The 15,791-nt window shown below is 67.8% G+C and carries 13 protein-coding genes; 7 read left to right on the forward strand and 6 right to left on the reverse strand.

Going from position 1 to position 15,791, the window contains the following annotated elements; genetic code table 11:
• Nucleotide 1: 1 nt before the first annotated feature.
• The 3 genes from K0O62_RS10915 to K0O62_RS10925 all read right to left on the reverse strand — a co-directional run bounded on the left by K0O62_RS10915 (nt 2) and on the right by K0O62_RS10925 (nt 3,985).
• Nucleotides 2–2,290, reverse strand: a complete 2,289-nt coding sequence (locus K0O62_RS10915) for a trimethylamine N-oxide demethylase (RefSeq protein WP_073856011.1) — start codon at nt 2,288–2,290, stop codon at nt 2–4.
• A gap of 17 nt (nt 2,291–2,307) precedes the next feature.
• The gene (locus K0O62_RS10920; protein WP_073856012.1) at nt 2,308–2,682 is read right to left on the reverse strand and encodes a cupin domain-containing protein; all 375 of its coding nucleotides are present in this window, start codon (nt 2,680–2,682) and stop codon (nt 2,308–2,310) included.
• Between the two features lie 133 nt (nt 2,683–2,815).
• On the reverse strand, nt 2,816–3,985 hold the full coding sequence (locus K0O62_RS10925; RefSeq protein ID WP_073856013.1) for an LLM class flavin-dependent oxidoreductase: 1,170 nt from the start codon (nt 3,983–3,985) through the stop codon (nt 2,816–2,818).
• 195 nt (nt 3,986–4,180) lie between these two features.
• Between K0O62_RS10925 and K0O62_RS10930 the strand changes: the two genes are divergently transcribed.
• Genes K0O62_RS10930 through mutM form a run of 3 tightly spaced genes read left to right on the forward strand, consistent with a single transcriptional unit; the run spans nt 4,181 to nt 6,297 of the window.
• Entirely contained in the window at nt 4,181–4,738 is a 558-nt protein-coding gene (locus K0O62_RS10930; RefSeq protein WP_073856014.1) for a YceD family protein, read from the forward strand.
• A complete protein-coding gene (gene rnc / locus K0O62_RS10935; RefSeq protein ID WP_073856015.1) occupies nt 4,728–5,444 on the forward strand; it encodes a ribonuclease III in 717 nt (238 codons plus the stop codon). Before K0O62_RS10930 ends, rnc begins: the two co-directional genes overlap by 11 nt.
• Nucleotides 5,428–6,297 (forward strand): bifunctional DNA-formamidopyrimidine glycosylase/DNA-(apurinic or apyrimidinic site) lyase, encoded by an 870-nt coding sequence (mutM, locus tag K0O62_RS10940; RefSeq protein ID WP_073856016.1) that lies wholly within the window; start codon nt 5,428–5,430, stop codon nt 6,295–6,297. The genes rnc and mutM overlap by 17 nt, the downstream gene beginning before the upstream one ends.
• Here the strand turns inward: mutM and K0O62_RS10945 are convergent.
• Entirely contained in the window at nt 6,284–6,931 is a 648-nt protein-coding gene (locus K0O62_RS10945; protein ID WP_073856017.1) for an Rv0361 family membrane protein, read from the reverse strand. The genes mutM and K0O62_RS10945 overlap by 14 nt on opposite strands.
• A 113-nt stretch (nt 6,932–7,044) precedes the next feature.
• Here K0O62_RS10945 and K0O62_RS10950 point away from each other — a divergent pair, with 113 nt between their 5' ends.
• The 4 genes from K0O62_RS10950 (at nt 7,045) to K0O62_RS10965 (ending at nt 12,215) form a co-directional block, all read left to right on the forward strand.
• Nucleotides 7,045–7,473, forward strand: coding sequence for an OsmC family protein (locus K0O62_RS10950; protein ID WP_073856018.1), 429 nt, complete (start codon nt 7,045–7,047; stop codon nt 7,471–7,473).
• Nucleotides 7,474–7,479: 6 nt separating this feature from the next.
• Nucleotides 7,480–7,761: an acylphosphatase gene (locus tag K0O62_RS10955; protein WP_073856019.1), complete on the forward strand. Its 282-nt coding sequence runs from the start codon at nt 7,480–7,482 to the stop codon at nt 7,759–7,761.
• 26 nt (nt 7,762–7,787) lie between these two features.
• A complete protein-coding gene (gene smc, locus K0O62_RS10960; protein ID WP_073856020.1) occupies nt 7,788–11,375 on the forward strand; it encodes a chromosome segregation protein SMC in 3,588 nt (1,195 codons plus the stop codon).
• A 72-nt stretch (nt 11,376–11,447) separates the two neighbouring features.
• The gene (locus K0O62_RS10965) at nt 11,448–12,215 is read left to right on the forward strand and encodes a hypothetical protein (protein WP_073856205.1); all 768 of its coding nucleotides are present in this window, start codon (nt 11,448–11,450) and stop codon (nt 12,213–12,215) included.
• Between the two features lie 72 nt (nt 12,216–12,287).
• Here K0O62_RS10965 and K0O62_RS10970 read toward each other — a convergent pair whose 3' ends face one another.
• Together K0O62_RS10970 and K0O62_RS29115 are read right to left on the reverse strand one after the other, a co-directional pair.
• Nucleotides 12,288–13,226 carry an EspK C-terminal domain-containing protein gene (locus K0O62_RS10970; protein WP_073856021.1) on the reverse strand — a complete coding sequence of 313 codons (939 nt, stop codon included), beginning with the start codon at nt 13,224–13,226 and terminating at the stop codon, nt 12,288–12,290.
• A gap of 1,350 nt (nt 13,227–14,576) precedes the next feature.
• Nucleotides 14,577–15,722, reverse strand: a complete 1,146-nt coding sequence (locus tag K0O62_RS29115) for an ESX-1 system-associated protein (protein ID WP_491562381.1) — start codon at nt 15,720–15,722, stop codon at nt 14,577–14,579.
• Nucleotides 15,723–15,791: the final 69 nt, after the last annotated feature.

Here is a 15,791-nt window from a genome sequence, read left to right on the forward strand (position 1 = left end):
GTCAAGCCCGGGGCCGGGACTTTTCGGGGTCGTAGAACGGGAATGTCGTGACGGTGGCCGGAATCCGCTTGCGGTGGCCGTCGAGCTTGCCGATCTCCACCCGGGTGCCGGGCTCGGCGTGCTGTACCGCCATCCGGCACAACGCGATACCGGCGCCCAGAATCGGGGACCGCACCCCGCTGGTGACCACGCCGACCTGGGCGCGACCGATGTGCACACAGTCGCCGTGGCCGGCGGTCTCGTTACCGTCCAGGCGCAGGCCGACCAGTACCCGCTGCGGGTGCGCCTTACGTTCGGTCAACGCCGCCCGGCCGATGAAGTCGTCGGTCTTGGTCTTCAGGGGGACGGCGAACCCGATGCCCGCCTCGAACGGGTCGGTCTGATCGTCGAATTCGTGTCCCGCGGCGATCAGGCCGGATTCCACTCGCAGCAATTCGAGTGCCTCCAGCCCGAGCGGTGCGATTCCGTGTGGGGCTCCGGCGGTCCACACCGCATCCCACAGCGTCCCGCCGTCGTCGGGGTGCACCCACAGTTCGTAGCCGAGTTCGCCGGTGTACCCGGTGCGCGATACCAACAACGGAGGCCCATCGGGGCCGCCCAACCTTCCGATCAGAAACCGGAACCAGCCCAGATCCCGTAGCGTGGGCTGGGTCGGTGGTGTCCAGATCAGTCCGGCGAGCAGGTCGCGGCTGGCCGGACCCTGCACGGCGATGTTGTGCATCTGATCGGTGGAGTCCTTGATCCACACCTGTTGCAGGCCCAGCTTCTCGGCCTGGGTGCGCAACCAGATCCCGTCGTGGGGATCCCCGCCGATGAATCGGAAGTTGTTATCGCCCAGACGCAATACCGTGCAGTCGTCGATCACTCCGCCGGTCTCGGTACACATCGCCGAGTACACCACCTGACCGCGGGACAGCCGGCGGATATCGCGGGTCAGGGTGGCCTGCAGCAGGGTTTCCGCGTCGGGCCCCAGCACCTCGAACTTGCGCAGCGCCGACAGGTCCATCACCGCGACCCGTTCGCGGCATGCCCAGTACTCGTGTTGCGGTCCGTACCCGTCGAAACTGTTCGGCAGCCAGTAGCCGTGATACTCGGTGAAGGTGGACGTCAGCGCACCGGTGCGGTCGGCGAACGCGGTGGGCTTGGTCAGTACGGGTTCGGAGTCCGGCGTCAGCCGGTGTCCCACCGCCACAGAGAACCTCCTGGTGGAGTCGTAGACGCGCACGTGGATGTCGGTGGGCATCCAGCCGTTGGCGGGGTCTATATCGTCCGGACAGGCCGACGATGCGCACACCAGGTCGGTGCACGCGCGCAGCATCACGTAGTCGCCCGGCCGTGACCACGGCTCATCGGAGGTGAGCTGGTGTGCCGCGTCGAAGGCGGTGTTGTAGAACAGATTCAGCGCCGGCCAGCCCGCCCGGGCGGCCACGCCGAACCGGGACAGGGTGGCGTTGAAGTTGTCGGTGCAGTTGACATGCCCCGGATAGCCGAGATCCGCGTAGTACTTGGCGGTGCAGGCCAACGCGAACGTGTCGTGCCGGCCGACGGTGTCGCGCACCACCTCGACCAGTGGTTGGGCCCGACTGTCGAAGAACTTGCCGGACAGACCGGGCTGCGGGTACGCGCCGCCTCCGATGGTGCGGGTGGTGGTGGGGTCCAGACCGTACTCGCGACCACCGTCCAACCCGCGTGCATCGAAGGCCAGAAAGTCCGAGCACTGTCGACCTTCGACATCGATGATCTGGATGAACTGCCCGGCCCGGATTTCGTAGGACGATGCCGTCGACGATCCGATTCGCATGTCCCACAACGGTTCGGCCAGTGGTGCAGGTAGCTCGCGTGCCTCCGGGCGCGCCGGCTTCGCGCGGTGCACCTCCACCATCACCTCCGACGGCGGGTTGGGGTCCGCGCCGGCCAGATCCATCCGGGATGCCGGCGCGGCGACCAGGACGACGGCGTCCGCGTCGACACCGAAGCCCGACCGGGCCCCGGCGGCGGAGTCATCGCCGAACAGTCGGAGGGCCCTGGCCCGGTCCTGATCGATGTGTCGCGACAGCAGGGTCAGGATGCGCCCGGCCGCGTAGCCGATCTCGTCGGGTCCGGCCACCAGGCTGCGCAGGACGGTGGCGGGCGCGTCCGGGGTCCACCCGGTGACGGCGCGCGGGTCGGCGGCGAGCACCGTCAGTTCTGCGGGTTGGCGGCCGAATCGGTCGATCACCTCGAAGCGGTCACCGCCGGAGACCGTCAGCGCGGTGACCGAACCGGGTGCCACCCGGAAACGTTCGATCATGCTGTCCGACAGCGTGATCAGGGGGCGAACGACCGGTGGCCGACGTAGAACGCCAGCGCGTAGTCCGGGGTGGAGAACAGGATCCGCGAACCCTTGGGGAAGAAGATGGCGTCCTTGGCCCGGGCGATCTGTACCTGACCGGTGTCCGGGTTCTCCAGCCGGAACTCGCCTTGCAGGACGACCTTCATCTCGTCGTAGGCGTAGTAATAGTCCAGCGGCGCATCGGTATTCCGCAGCGCGAAGTAACCCGCACACATCGGCACATCGTCGGGGTTGGCGTAGACGTCGTCGATGAACCCTTCGGTGCCCGGGTACTGCGCCAGGGGCATCTGCGGCAGGGTCTGCCAAAAACCGGATGTCACAAGAAATTCGGGCGCGGACGTGCTCGTCACGAAACCTCCAGAATGATCTCTCACATGAAACTGCGTCTGATGTGAGGAAACCACTGGTCGATTTCCGCGAGATTACGCCCGCGTACCCGGGCTGTAGCGGAACCGCCGGCGCAATCCGGCGGTTCCGCTCAGGTCAGCGCGCCGCGCCGACGAACGGAATCGACACGTTCGACGGCTCGGAGGAGCCGGCGTTGAACAGGCCGCGCTCGCGCAGGATCGGCACCACGCCCTCACCGAACCAGAACAGTTCCTCCAGATGCGGGTAGCCGGAGAAGATGAACTCGTCGATACCGATCTCGGCGTACTCGGCGATGCGGTCGGCGACCTCGGTGTGGCTGCCCACCAGGGCGGTGCCCGCGCCACCGCGGACCAGGCCCACGCCCGACCACAGGTTCGGTGAGATCTCCAGACTGCGGGCGTCCGACCAGGTTCCGGCGGTGCGGTTGGCCTCGTGCAGCGCCAGCATCCGCTTCTGGCCCTCGGACTGGCTGCGGGCCAGGCCGGCCTGGGCGGCCGCCACGGTCTCCTCGTCGAGCGCGCCGATCAGCTTGTCGGCCTGCGCCCACGCCTCCTCGGAGGTGTCCCGGGAGATGGTGTGCAAGCGGATGCCGAAGCGCAGCTGGCGGCCCTCCTTCTCGGCCTCCTCGCGGATCCAGGCGATCTTCTCGGCGACGGCGGCCGGCGGCTCACCCCAGGTGAGATAGACATCGGAATGCCGCGCCGCGACCGGGCCGGCGGCCTTCGAGCTCCCGCCGAAGTACAGCGGGGGCACCGGGCTGGGTGGCACGGCCAGCGCGGCCTCCTCGACCTTGATGTACTCACCGTCCAGGCTGACCGTCTCTCCGGCCCACAGCCGGCGCACCACCTCGAGGAACTCGTCGGCGCGGGCGTAGCGGGCGTCCTTGTCCAGGTGATCGCCGAAGGCGCGCTGTTCGTGAGCCTCGCCGCCGACGACCACGTTGAGCAGGATGCGGCCGGGGGCGTGACGGGCGAAAGTGGCCGCCATCTGGGCCGACAGCGTCGGGCTGATCAGACCGGGGCGGAAGGCCACCAGGAACGCCAGCGACGTCGTCTCGCGCGCCAGCAGCGCGGCGGTGACGAACGCGTCCTCACACCAGGCGCCGGTGGGGATGAGTGCACCGGTGAACCCGAACCGCTCGGCGGAGCGCACGATCGACGCCAGATAGTCGATGGAGGCCTCGCGGTCACCGCCGGCCGCGCCGGCCGGGGTGCCGTGGCCACCGCCGACGATCAGGCGGCTGTCGCCGTAGGTGGGCAGAAACCAGTGCAACTTCACAGTCACGGAATCATCCTTTACGCAGCTAGTTAACTTCGAACACGATTATCGACCCCCGCGAGATCGGTGGCCGCCACCGGCAACCCCGCCCCCTCGGACCACCGACCTCACCGGCCACGGGGCTGGTGCCGACTTAAAATCTCGCTGATCCAGTATCGGGTGCGAACGGTGCGCCACCACCATCGCAGTAGGATCGGCGGCATGGCTGGCAAGAATCCCCTCGCGATCGACATCTCGCGGCTGGGTCGTCGGCCGGGCTCGATGATCGAGGTGCACGAGACGGTGCCGTCGCCGTCGCGCATCGGTCTGGACCTGATCCGCATCGAGGCGGGCGCTCCGCTGGAGCTGGACCTGCGCATCGAATCGGTGTCCGAAGGCGCACTGGTGACCGGGACCGTCTCCGGGCCCACCACCGGGGAATGCGTGCGTTGCCTGGAACCGCTGACCGGCGATGTGTCCATCGACATCACCGAACTGTTCGCCTACCCGGGCAGCGTCACCGAGGCGACCACCGAAGAGGATGAGGTCGGTCACGTCGTCGACGACCGGGTGGACATCGAGCAGTCCGTCGTGGACGCCGTCGGCCTGGTGCTGCCGTTCTCGCCGCTGTGCCGGCCGGACTGCGCCGGGTTGTGCCCGGACTGCGGTGTCGCGCTCGCCGACGTCGAGCCGGACCACTCGCACGACAAGATCGATCCCCGCTGGGCGAAGTTGGCTGCGCTGCGGGAGCAGGCCGGAGACGAGACCAGTGACGGCTGACCACGAGTCGTTGCTCGACGCGCTGGGGGTGGTGCTGCCGGCGGACCTGCTCACCATCGCGCTGACCCACCGCAGTTACTCCTACGAGAACGGCGGGCTGCCCACCAACGAGCGCCTGGAGTTCCTCGGTGACGCGGTGCTCGGGCTGACCATCACCGAGGAGCTCTACCACCGGCATCCCGACCGCCCGGAGGGCGATCTGGCCAAGCTGCGGGCCAGCATCGTCAACACCCAGGCGTTGGCCGACGTCGGACGCAAGCTGGGGCTCGGCGAGCACCTGCTGCTGGGTAAGGGTGAGGAGAGCTCCGGCGGCGCAGACAAATCCAGCATCCTCGCCGATGGTGTCGAATCACTCTTGGGCGCAATCTATCTGGCCAAGGGCAATGAGGTGGCCCGGGAGGCCGTTCTGCGGCTGTTCAGCGAGTTGCTCGACACCGCACCGACCTTGGGTGCGGGCCTGGACTGGAAGAGCAGCCTGCAGGAACTGTCCGTCGCGAAGGGGCTGGGCCCGCCGACGTACACGGTGACCGCGCAGGGCCCGGACCACGACAAGGAATTCACCGCCGTCGTCACCGTGGCAGAGCGCGAATACGGCCGCGGCATCGGGCGCAACAAGAAAGAGGCGGAACTCAAGGCGGCCGCGGCGGCTTGGAGTGCCATCAGCGACTCGGACGGCGACGAGACCGGGGATGCCCGAACTTCCTGAGGTCGAGGTCGTGCGGCGGGGGTTGGCCGCACACGTCCTGGACCGCACCATCACCGATGCGCAGGTGTTGCACCCGCGCGCCGCGCGCCGGCACCTGGCGGGCGCCAACGATCTCGTTGCTCGCCTGCGGGGCAACACGATCACCGGCACCGGCCGGCGCGGTAAGTACCTGTGGCTCACCCTGGCCAGCGGTGATGCGCTCGTCGTGCACCTGGGGATGAGCGGGCAGATGCTGCTGGGGCCGGTGCCCAACCCGTCGCATCTGCGCATCACCACCACCCTCGACAACGGGGTCACGATGAACTTCGTCGACCAGCGGACCTTCGGCGGCTGGATGCTGACCGATGTGGTCACCATCGACGGCACCGAGGTCCCCGAACCCGTCGCGCACATCGCGCGGGATCCACTGGACCCCGCGTTCGATCGCGACGGCGTGGTAACGGTGTTGCGGCGCAAGCATTCCGAGATCAAACGGCAGCTTCTCGACCAGACCGTGGTGTCCGGGATCGGCAACATCTACGCCGATGAGGCGTTGTGGCGGGCCAGGATCAACGGGGCCCGGATGGCCTCGGCGCTGACCCGGCGCCAACTGGCCGAACTGCTCGACGCCGCGGCCGAGGTGATGACCGGCGCGCTGAGCCAGGGCGGGACGTCCTTCGACTCGTTGTATGTGAACGTCAACGGGGAGTCCGGCTACTTCGAGCGGTCGCTGGAGGCCTACGGGCGCGTCGATCAGGCCTGCCGGCGCTGCGGTGCGGTGATGCAACGCGAGAAGTTCATGAACCGCTCGTCGTATTACTGCCCGAAATGCCAACCGCGCCCGCGGATCCGCCGGACCGCTATTTCTGGCTGAACTCCACCGCCGCGGACATGCAGACCTTCCACTCGCCGGCCTCCTTGCGGAAGTAGGCGGTGTCGAACGGCCCGGCGTCGCTCATCCGAGCCGAGGCGACCTCGCCCTTGATCTGGATGTCACTGGCGGTCACCTCGGTGGTCGGGACACCCGGCATCTCGATGCCCTGCAGGATCTGACCGAGTTCGCCCAGCGCACTGAACATTCCGGCCTCGGCGGCGCAGAAGTACCGGCCGAGCTCGGAGAAGTCACCGGCGTTGCCGGCCGCGCCGAAGTCCTCGACCAGTTGCGCGATCTCGGCTTCATCGGTGGAGACCAGGATTTCGTCACCGGAACGGAACAGGAAGATCCCGCCGACCACCAGCGCCGCGATGACCAGCACGCTGGCCACGCCACCGAGAATCCACCAGTTGGCGTTGCTCTTCTTCGGCGGTTGTGGGGGATAGGGGTAGGGATAGCCCGGCGGTACCGCGCCGTAACCGTAAGGCTGGGCACCGTAGGGCGGCTGGCCGTAGGGCTGCCCCGGCGGCGCTTCGTAGGCCGGGTAGTCGTACGTCGGGGGCTGCTGTTCGGGACCCGGCTCCGGACCCCAAGGGCCCTGCGGGCCCGGTTGTTGCGGGGGGTAATAGGTCACGGCGACGGCTCCTCAGCTGGTGTAGTTCAACACTAACCCGGGATGCAACCGGCGCTGGGGCTTTGCCGGGCGTGGCGAAACCGGCCCCGCGGGCCCTCCGTAGACTCGCCCGAATGACAGAACTGTGGGTCGAGCGGACCGGCGTGCGCCGCTACACCGGGCGGAGCACGCGCGGCGCTGAGGTGCTGGTGGGGTCCGAAGACGTCGAGGGCGTGTTCACCCCGGGCGAGCTCATGAAGATCGCGCTGGCGGCCTGCAGCGGTATGAGTAGCGACGCGCCGTTGCGCCGCCGTCTCGGGGATGACTACGCCGCCACCATCCGGGTGTCCGGGCCGGCCGACCGCGAGCAGGAGCGCTACCCGCTGCTCGCCGAGACCCTGGAGATCGATCTGTCCGGTCTGACCGAGGACGAGGTGAAACGGCTGCGGGTGGTCGTCGAACGCGCGATCGACCAGGTCTGCACCGTCGGGCGCACCCTCAAATCCGGGACCGAGGTCACCTTCGAGGTGAAGGTCGATGAGCGTTCCCACGAAGAGAAATAGGCACAGATGGCCGACGATGTGATCCGACTCAACGCCTGGGTGCACGGGGACGTGCAGGGCGTCGGTTTCCGCTGGTGGACGCGATCGCGCGCGCTGGAGCTCGGGCTGACCGGGTATGCACAGAACAAGCCCGACGGGCGTGTCCACGTCGTCGCGCAGGGTCCGCGTCCGGCGTGCGAGCGGCTGTTGGACCTGCTGAAATCCGGTCAGACGCCGGGAACGGTGGATTCGGTGATCTCGGATTGGCTGGCACCCGGCGATCCGATCGACGGCTTCAGCGAACGCTGACGGCGGCGACGGTAGGGTAACTCGGCATGCATCTCAAGAGTCTGACGCTGAAGGGCTTCAAGTCCTTCGCTGCGGCGACGACTCTGCGTTTCGAACCCGGCATCACCTGCGTCGTCGGGCCGAACGGCTCCGGTAAATCCAACGTCGTCGACGCCCTGACCTGGGTGATGGGTGAACAGGGCGCCAAGACGCTGCGCGGCGGCAAGATGGAGGACGTCATCTTCGCCGGCACCTCCTCGCGGGCACCGCTGGGGCGCGCCGAGGTGACGCTGACCATCGACAACTCCGACAATGCGCTGCCGATCGAGTACTCCGAGGTGTCGATCACCCGGCGGATGTTCCGCGACGGCGCCGGGGAATACGAGATCAACGGCAGCAGCTGCCGCCTGATGGATGTGCAGGAGCTGCTGAGCGACTCCGGTATCGGCCGGGAAATGCACGTCATCGTCGGGCAGGGCAAGCTCGCCGAGATCCTGGAGTCGCGGCCCGAGGACCGCCGCGCCTACATCGAGGAAGCCGCCGGGGTGCTCAAGCACCGCAAGCGGCGCGAGAAGGCGGTCCGCAAGCTCGACTCGATGCAGGCCAACCTGGCCCGGCTCACCGATCTGACCACCGAGCTGCGCCGTCAGCTCAAGCCGTTGGGCCGCCAGGCCGAGATGGCGCGCCGCGCCCAGACCATCCAGGCCGACCTGCGAGACGCCCGGCTGCGGCTGGCCGCCGACGACCTGCTGGCCCGGCAGACCGAGTTCAACAGCACCAATCAGACCGAGGCGATGCTGCGTCGCGAGCACGACGAGGTGACGACGCGGCTGGAGCTCGCCTCCGCCGAGCTGGCCGAGCACGAGTCCGCGGTCGCCGAACTGACCGAGCGTGCCGAGGCGGCCCAGCAGTCCTGGTTCCGGTTGTCCGCGCTGGCCGAGCGGGTCAGCGCGACCGTGCGGATCGCCACCGACCGCACCCAGTTGCTCGACGCCGAACCCGAGGTGGATTCCGGTCGCGATCCGGACGCGCTGGAAGCCGAGGCCGACGAGGTCGCCGCGCGGGAGCAGGAGCTGCTCGCCGAACTGGAGGCCTCGCGGGAGACCCTGGAGTACGCCCGCGCCGAGCTGGCCGAACGCGAACGCATCGCCGCCGACGCCGAGCAGGCGCACCGGGCGGCCGCCCGCGCCGAGGCCGACCGCCGCGAGGGCCTGGCCCGGCTGTCCGGTCAGGTCGACACCATGCGCATCCGGGTGGAATCCACCGATGACGAGGTGGCCCGGTTGTCGGCGCGCATCGAGGAGTCCGCGGCACGAGTTCAGCAGGCACAGGCCGAGTTCGAGACGGTGCAGGCCCGGGTCGGTGAGCTCGACGAGGGCGAGGCCGGCCTCGACGATCAACACGACCGTTCGGTGGCCGCGCTGCGGGTGGCCGATGAGCGGGTCGCCGAGCTGCAGGCCGCCGAGCGGGCCGCCGAGAAGCAGGCGGTGTCGCTGCAGGCGCGTATCGACGCGCTCTCGGTGGGCTTGGAGCGCAAGGACGGCGCCGCCTGGCTGATCGACAACCACGGGGAGACAGGGCTTTTCGGCTCGGTCGCGAAACTCGTCCGGGTCCGTCCCGGCTACGAGGTGGCGGTCGCGACGGTGCTCGGACCGGCCGCCGATGCGCTGGCCGCCGAGAACGTCGGCGCCGCCCGGGCCGCGGTCGCCGCGTTGAAGGAAGCCGACGGCGGACGCGCGGCGCTGCTGCTCGGCGACTGGCCGGTGCCCTCGACGCACAACGGTGAGGTGCTGCCGGCCGGTGGGCAGTGGGCCATCGATCTGGTCGAGGTGCCCGAGCGGCTGCGCGGCGCGGTCACCGCGCTGCTGTCCGGGGTGGCGGTGGTCTCGGATCTGGTCGCCGCGCTCGATCTGGTGGCCGAGCGCCCGCACCTTCGGGTGGCCACCTCCGAAGGTGACCTGGTCGGGGCGGGATGGGTCAGCGGCGGTTCGGACCGCAAGGTGTCCACGCTGGAGATCGCGTCCGAAATCGAAAAGGCCCGAACAGAACTCGAGAGCGTGGAACGTCAGGCCGGCGAACTGACCGCGGCCCTGTCCGGCGCGAAGGCCGAGCAGGCGGCCCGCCAGGACGCGGCCGAGCAGGCGTTGGCTGCGTTGAACGAATCGGATGCGGCGATCTCGTCGATCTACGAGCAGTTGGGTCGGCTCGGCCAGGAGGCGCGCAACGCCGACGCCGAATACCAGCGGCTGATCAAGCAGCGCGTCGAGCTGGAGGCCGGCCGCAACACCGCAGTGGAGGAACTGACCGAACTGGAGACCCGGCTGCACAATGCGCAGCAGACGCCCATGTTCGAGGTCGACGACACCGAGGATCGCCAGGAGTTCACGCTGGCCGCCGAGACCGCGCGGGCTACCGAGGTGGAGGCCCGGCTGGCGGTGCGCACCGCCGAGGAGCGCGCGAATGCGGTTCGGGGACGGGCGGATTCGCTGCGCCGCTCGGCTGCTGCCGAGCGTGAGGCACGGCTGCGGGCGGCCCGGGCCCGGGAGGCCCGTGAGCTTGCCGCCACCGTGGCGGCCGCCGTCGTCGATGCGGGTCGAATGGTCGCCGCGAAGCTGGCCGCCGCGGTCGCCTCGGCGGCCTACACCCGCGACCGGTTGGCTGTCGAACGCACCCAGCGTGCCGAATCGTTGAACCGGGCCCGCACCGAGGTCAACGAACTCGGGGCGCGGATCGCCGCGCTGACCGATTCGCTGCACCGCGACGAGGTCGCCAAAGCCCAAGCGGCGCTGCGTATCGAGCAGCTGGAGCAGCAGGCCCTGGAGCAGTTCGGTTTGGCTGCCGGGGATCTGATCGCCGAGTACGGACCCCACATTCCGCTGCCGCCGACCGAGCTGGAGATCGCCGAGTACGAGCAGGCCCGCGAGCGCGGCGAGCAGGTCGTCGCGCCCGCACCGATGCCGTATGACCGCGACACCCAGGAACGGCGGGCCAAGAAGGCCGAGCGTGAGCTCAAGGAGCTCGGCCGGGTCAACCCGCTGGCGCTGGAGGAGTTCGCGGCGTTGGAGGAGCGCTACAACTTCCTGTCCACCCAGCTGGAGGACGTGAAGGCGGCGCGCAAGGACTTGATGGATGTCATCGAGGACGTCGACGAGCGGATCCTGGCGGTGTTCACCGAGGCCTATGCCGATGTGGAGCGCGAGTTCACCCAGGTGTTCGCGTCGCTGTTCCCCGGCGGTGAGGGCCGGCTGCTGCTGACCAATCCCGACGACATGCTGACCACCGGAATCGAGGTGGAGGCGCGGCCGCCGGGCAAGAAGGTCAAGCGGCTGTCCCTGTTGTCCGGTGGTGAGAAGTCGCTGACGGCGGTCGCGATGCTGGTGGCGATCTTCCGGGCCCGGCCGTCGCCGTTCTACATCATGGACGAGGTCGAGGCTGCCCTCGATGACGTGAACCTGCGCCGGCTGCTCGGGCTCTTCGAGCAGCTGCGGGAGAAGTCGCAGCTGATCGTCATCACCCACCAGAAGCCGACGATGGAGATCGCCGATGCGCTGTACGGCGTCACCATGCAGGGCGACGGCATCACCCAGGTGATCTCGCAGCGGATGCGGGGGCAGGACCTGGCCACCACCGGCTGAATTTCGGTGCGTTCCGCTGGTGGCGGGCTCCGGTAGGGTTTTTGCCGGGGAGTGTGCTGCGGGAGGGGCCTCATGACGCTGGAACCTTTGAAGGTGGACGCCGAACTACTCAAGGCGGCGGGGGACCGGCTGTTGACCGCGGCCCAGGGGCTGCCGGATGCGCCGGAGCCGTTCACCGTTCCCGCCGGGTCTGACGCGTTGTCGCAGGCGCTGTCGACGGAGATTCCGAAGGCCGAAACCCCGATCATCGAGGGTCTGCCGCCGATGAAGCAGAACGCCATCGGGACGGCGGAATCCGTGATCGAGGCGGCCCGGCGGTATGCCAGCACCGATTCTCACCTCAAGAGCAAGATCGACGAGGCGGTGCGCCCGTTGGGTTCCGGCTCTGGGTCAGGCGGGTCTGCCGGTGGTGGTGGCGCGCCCGCCGCTGCTGCTCCCGCGAGTGGTTCCTCCGCGGCCGTTGCCCCGGCGAGCGCGGCGAGTGCGGCGAGCGCCGGTGGGGGCGCCGCTGGGCAGATGGGCTCGATGATGGGCATGCCCATGCAGATGGCGCAGCAGGCGGCCCAGATCCCGTCGCAGGCCGCGGGTATGGCGGCATCGCTGCCGCAGAGCGCGATGCAGGGGGCACAGCAGGTCGGCGATCAGGTCAGCCAGATGGTGGAGCAGTTCGGTGCAAAGGACGAGCGGGACAAGGATTCTGAGGAATCCGAGCCCGGTGGGCGGCACCGGGCGCCGGAGCCTGACGGCGCCGCGTCGGGTGAGGCGACTGCCGAACGAGCCCCAGCGGCCCCGTCTGGGTCCGGGGCGGCTGCGCAGACGGACCCGACGATCAACCTCTGAGTTCGGCCGCTACGGCGCTGTCTGGGGCGATGTGGCTGCGGAATGCAGTACTGAGATTGCCAGTGGGTGGTCTCAGCTCACCATCGCCGACAGTGCATCGGAGGTGAGCACGCTGATGTGTTGCCAGTAGATCCATTCGGCGATCGCGGCCCGTTGCAATTCGGGGTCCTGCGCGTTGTGCGCGCGGAACAGAGCCACTTCTTGCAGATGGTCGGCGTAGGCGATCATCGCTTTGAGGTGCGCGCCGGCGCGGTCGGGGTTGGCGCTCAACAGCGGCTTGCACACTTCCAGCAGCAGATTGATCTTGTTGTTGGCCGGTGGGGTGTTGTCCGCGGGCGCCGGGGGCAGCAACTCGGTGAGGCCGGCGGCCGGGATGGCCGCGAGTTTCGTGGCCACCTCGGGGGCGATGACCTCTAGCCTGTTGCGGCCCTGCATCTTTCCGTTGTCGGGCAGGTCCTCGGGGGTGAGCACATCTCGGGCCGTGCCGAGGTCGAACCCGCGGAGGTTCTCCTCGGTGCCGCAGACGGCTTGGAGGGTGATGTCGTGATGACGGGCCCATTCCTGCACCGCGAGTAGGGGATAGGTGGCCCAGGTGCCGCGGGTTTGAGCGGGGATGGCCTCGTCGGCGGTGACCATGTGGACCTGCTCGGGCAGGTGCACGTGTTCGGGGATGTAGGCCAGGCCGTAGTTGTTGGCGGCCAGGATGCGGCCGTCGTTGGTGACAGCGGTGATCCAGACCAGGCTCGGGTCGGTGATGCCGACGTTGAGGGCGGCGCCGATGTGGCGGGCGACTTGTCGCGGGTTGGTGCCCTTGCGCCGCATGGCCCCTGCCGTGGAGGCTGCGGCGATGGCGTCGCGTTCGGCGCGGGCGGCCGAGATCGGCACCGGCGCAGCTGGTCCGGCGGCACCGCCCTGGTTGGTGGAGGCGGGTGCGACGCCGGGGCCGATGGGCCCACCGCCGGGCTGCACGGGTGCGGCCGGTGCTGGGGTGGAGGGGTTGCCCAACGGCATCGGCGTGGCACCGGCCGGCGGTGCGGGGGCCGGTGCTGGGGGTGGCGCATTGCTGGGGGGTGCGCTGTGCCCGGTGGTAGCGGCCGGTGCTGTGGAGGCGGCGGTGTCGGCCTGCTGGTACACGGGTGCGACCGGTTGGGGCGCAGGGGCGGCGGGGCTGAGCGGAGCTTGTGTCAGCGGCCCGGAGTTGGCGCTCGCCGCCTTGGTGGCGTCGGTGAAACCCTTCTGGAAGTCCTGTTGCGGGGTGGTGACGGGTGCAGCGCCGGAGCCTGAGCCGGGACCGGGTGTGGCTGTGGGGGTTTGGGGTCCGCCTCCGCCTGTTCCGCCAGTGGAGCTTTGCGGGGTGCTGAGCGAAGGGCCTCCGCTGGGACCGCCTTTGCCGCCACCGGTGGAGATGGGGGTGGCTGACTGGCTCGTCGGGGGAACGGCTGTTGGCGCCGAAGGAGACCCGGGGCGCGGTACAGCCGTGGGAGGCCCTTGCGGCGATACCTGCGGATGTGGCGAGACCACTGTGGGGGCGTTCGTAGGATTCGCCGTGGGCGTGTTTTGGGGAGAAGGCGTTGGTTCCGAAGGTGCCGGCATCGGGGAAACCTCGGTCGGTCCCTTTTCCGGATTCGTCGCGGCGGTTTTTGGCTCCGTCCTGGGAGCATCTGATGGTTGGGTGGGGCTCTGCTCTGGGAGGGTTTCCGTCGCGCGATTGCGAACGTTCGCGACCCTGCCGGGCTCTGGCGGCTGCGATCCGGGGGCAGGCGGCTTCGGCGTCGTTGACGGTGTAGCTGCAGGCATCGCGGATGGCGGTTCGGCACGCAACAGACCATCGAGGTTTCGCTGGAACTGCTCGGGAGTTTGTTTCCAGTCTGCGAACTTAGACGCGCTTGCCGCAGCTGCTACTTCCGCTAGATTCGCGTCGTATGCTGCCCTGACTAGAGAATCAATTTTCTTGGAGCGTGCCTCTGGATTTAGGCTTGTTTGTTCCAATGCAGCTATCTGAGACTCTGTCGTTACAACTCGATCGAAGATTGATACTTTGGTGTTGAGGATTATCGTAAATAACGAATTCAACCAGGCGATTGTAGTGACGAGGGTCTTCTGTTGATGAATCATTGCGGCAATTGATGAACCCACTGCTGCGGTACCTGCGTTTGCACCTGAACCCGACCAAATGGCCCCAGCGGAAAGCTCCGTTTGATGGTGAAGCCAATCATCGAGTGTCTGGGTAAGGGCATGAAATTTAGCGGTTAAATCTGTGCTTAGGTCTATTAGTTGTGTTTCATCGGTGTCGGGCCAGCCTCCCGGGGACAGCATCCTGTCGGCGTATTTTCCCACAGGCTTCGAAAACCCCATGAATCGTTAGCCCCCGATTGCTGCGGCACACGCGTTGAATACCGCGTACGTTGAGTAGGCTGCGACAGCCGATAAGTGGCTGTCTGCAGCTGTGTAGCTAGGTATTGCGGCCGCAAATGCAAGCCAATATTGTGCCGCTAGGTCCGAAAAGTCTGCGAGGACGGGATTATCGCTCTTCGTCCCTAAAACGGACAGGTCTTTTGCGAGGGCCTTCATTACGGGAACTACGTCGTACATAATAGTCCGTCGCTGTGCATCCCATTCAGACGCAGGTATGTTGGGGTCCGCGTCGCGCCACGGCTCGCCATCGCGGTCGAAATTGTCGGAAATCCGTTTCCACTCAGCGCATACTGGATTGCCGCTTGCTTCCATGAACGGCTGCGGCGAGTCTGGAGTACCAAGCGAACTAGAGTTTTGGCGAGCCTCCGATGTCTCCACTAAGGGGCCTCGCGATCCGGCGGAGCCCTGAGCGATTGCGTCACAAATAGCGACGAGAGCACCGGACGTATCGGTGGCTACACCGGCGAGGAAATTATCTCGCTCGATATAGCGGGGGATGCTATCTGCGTACGCGCGCCAGTAGGCGATTGACTGTTCGTAGAGCTCACGCATGACGCGATGAGGGGTGAGCTTAGCCAATGCCACCGTTTGATCTGCTGCCTGCCGCATCGCGTCGGCAACTGCCTCGAACATGCGGCGTTGGTCGGGGGTCCATGCCGAAGCGGGTACGTCGTATGGCCTCGCCTCCCAGCCCTGACGCTCCTGTTTAGCTAGCGTGCTGATTATTGGACGCCAAGGCTCACAAGTCGGGTCTTCGGTGATGATGCTTACCGGCCCAGTGTCGTTGGCGCTCGCAATGTCACCGGCTGCCGGAGTATTTCCGGTCGCCGTCGGTGGGTCACCGCCGCCGTCCCGCGTGAAAAGTAGTGTGGCGCCTACTGTTATCGCGATAACCAGAAGAACCGCGACACCGATCAGCAGCCACTTCAGGCTGTTGTTCTTCGGCGGCGGGGGCGGCGGCCCCCAGCCCGGTTGCTGTGGCCACTGCCCGGGCGGACCGTATGGCGGTTGACCCTGACCGTAGGGCTGCTGCGGACCAGGCTGCGGTGGGCCCCAATTGCCGGGCGGCGGTGGATTCGTCACTGGCGCCACCTGTGATCACCGCGCGCAGTCATCCATCCACCCCCGTTGTCGTCGACCAGCAGTCGATGCTAGCTACAT

The organism is Mycolicibacterium diernhoferi (assembly GCF_019456655.1).
Lineage (GTDB): Bacteria > Actinomycetota > Actinomycetes > Mycobacteriales > Mycobacteriaceae > Mycobacterium > Mycobacterium diernhoferi.

What these genes read in the sequence shown, in the direction of transcription:
- K0O62_RS10970 (WP_073856021.1), bottom strand. Translation starts at nt 13,226, where the DNA reads ATGCCGTTGGGCAACCCCTCCACCCCAGCACCGGCCGCACCCGTGCAG.
- mutM (WP_073856016.1), top strand. Translation starts at nt 5,428, where the DNA reads ATGCCCGAACTTCCTGAGGTCGAGGTCGTGCGGCGGGGGTTGGCCGCA.
- K0O62_RS10955 (WP_073856019.1), top strand. Translation starts at nt 7,480, where the DNA reads ATGGCCGACGATGTGATCCGACTCAACGCCTGGGTGCACGGGGACGTG.
- smc (WP_073856020.1), top strand. Translation starts at nt 7,788, where the DNA reads ATGCATCTCAAGAGTCTGACGCTGAAGGGCTTCAAGTCCTTCGCTGCG.
- K0O62_RS10930 (WP_073856014.1), top strand. Translation starts at nt 4,181, where the DNA reads ATGGCTGGCAAGAATCCCCTCGCGATCGACATCTCGCGGCTGGGTCGT.
- K0O62_RS10950 (WP_073856018.1), top strand. Translation starts at nt 7,045, where the DNA reads ATGACAGAACTGTGGGTCGAGCGGACCGGCGTGCGCCGCTACACCGGG.
- K0O62_RS10915 (WP_073856011.1), bottom strand. Translation starts at nt 2,290, where the DNA reads ATGATCGAACGTTTCCGGGTGGCACCCGGTTCGGTCACCGCGCTGACG.
- K0O62_RS10965 (WP_073856205.1), top strand. Translation starts at nt 11,448, where the DNA reads ATGACGCTGGAACCTTTGAAGGTGGACGCCGAACTACTCAAGGCGGCG.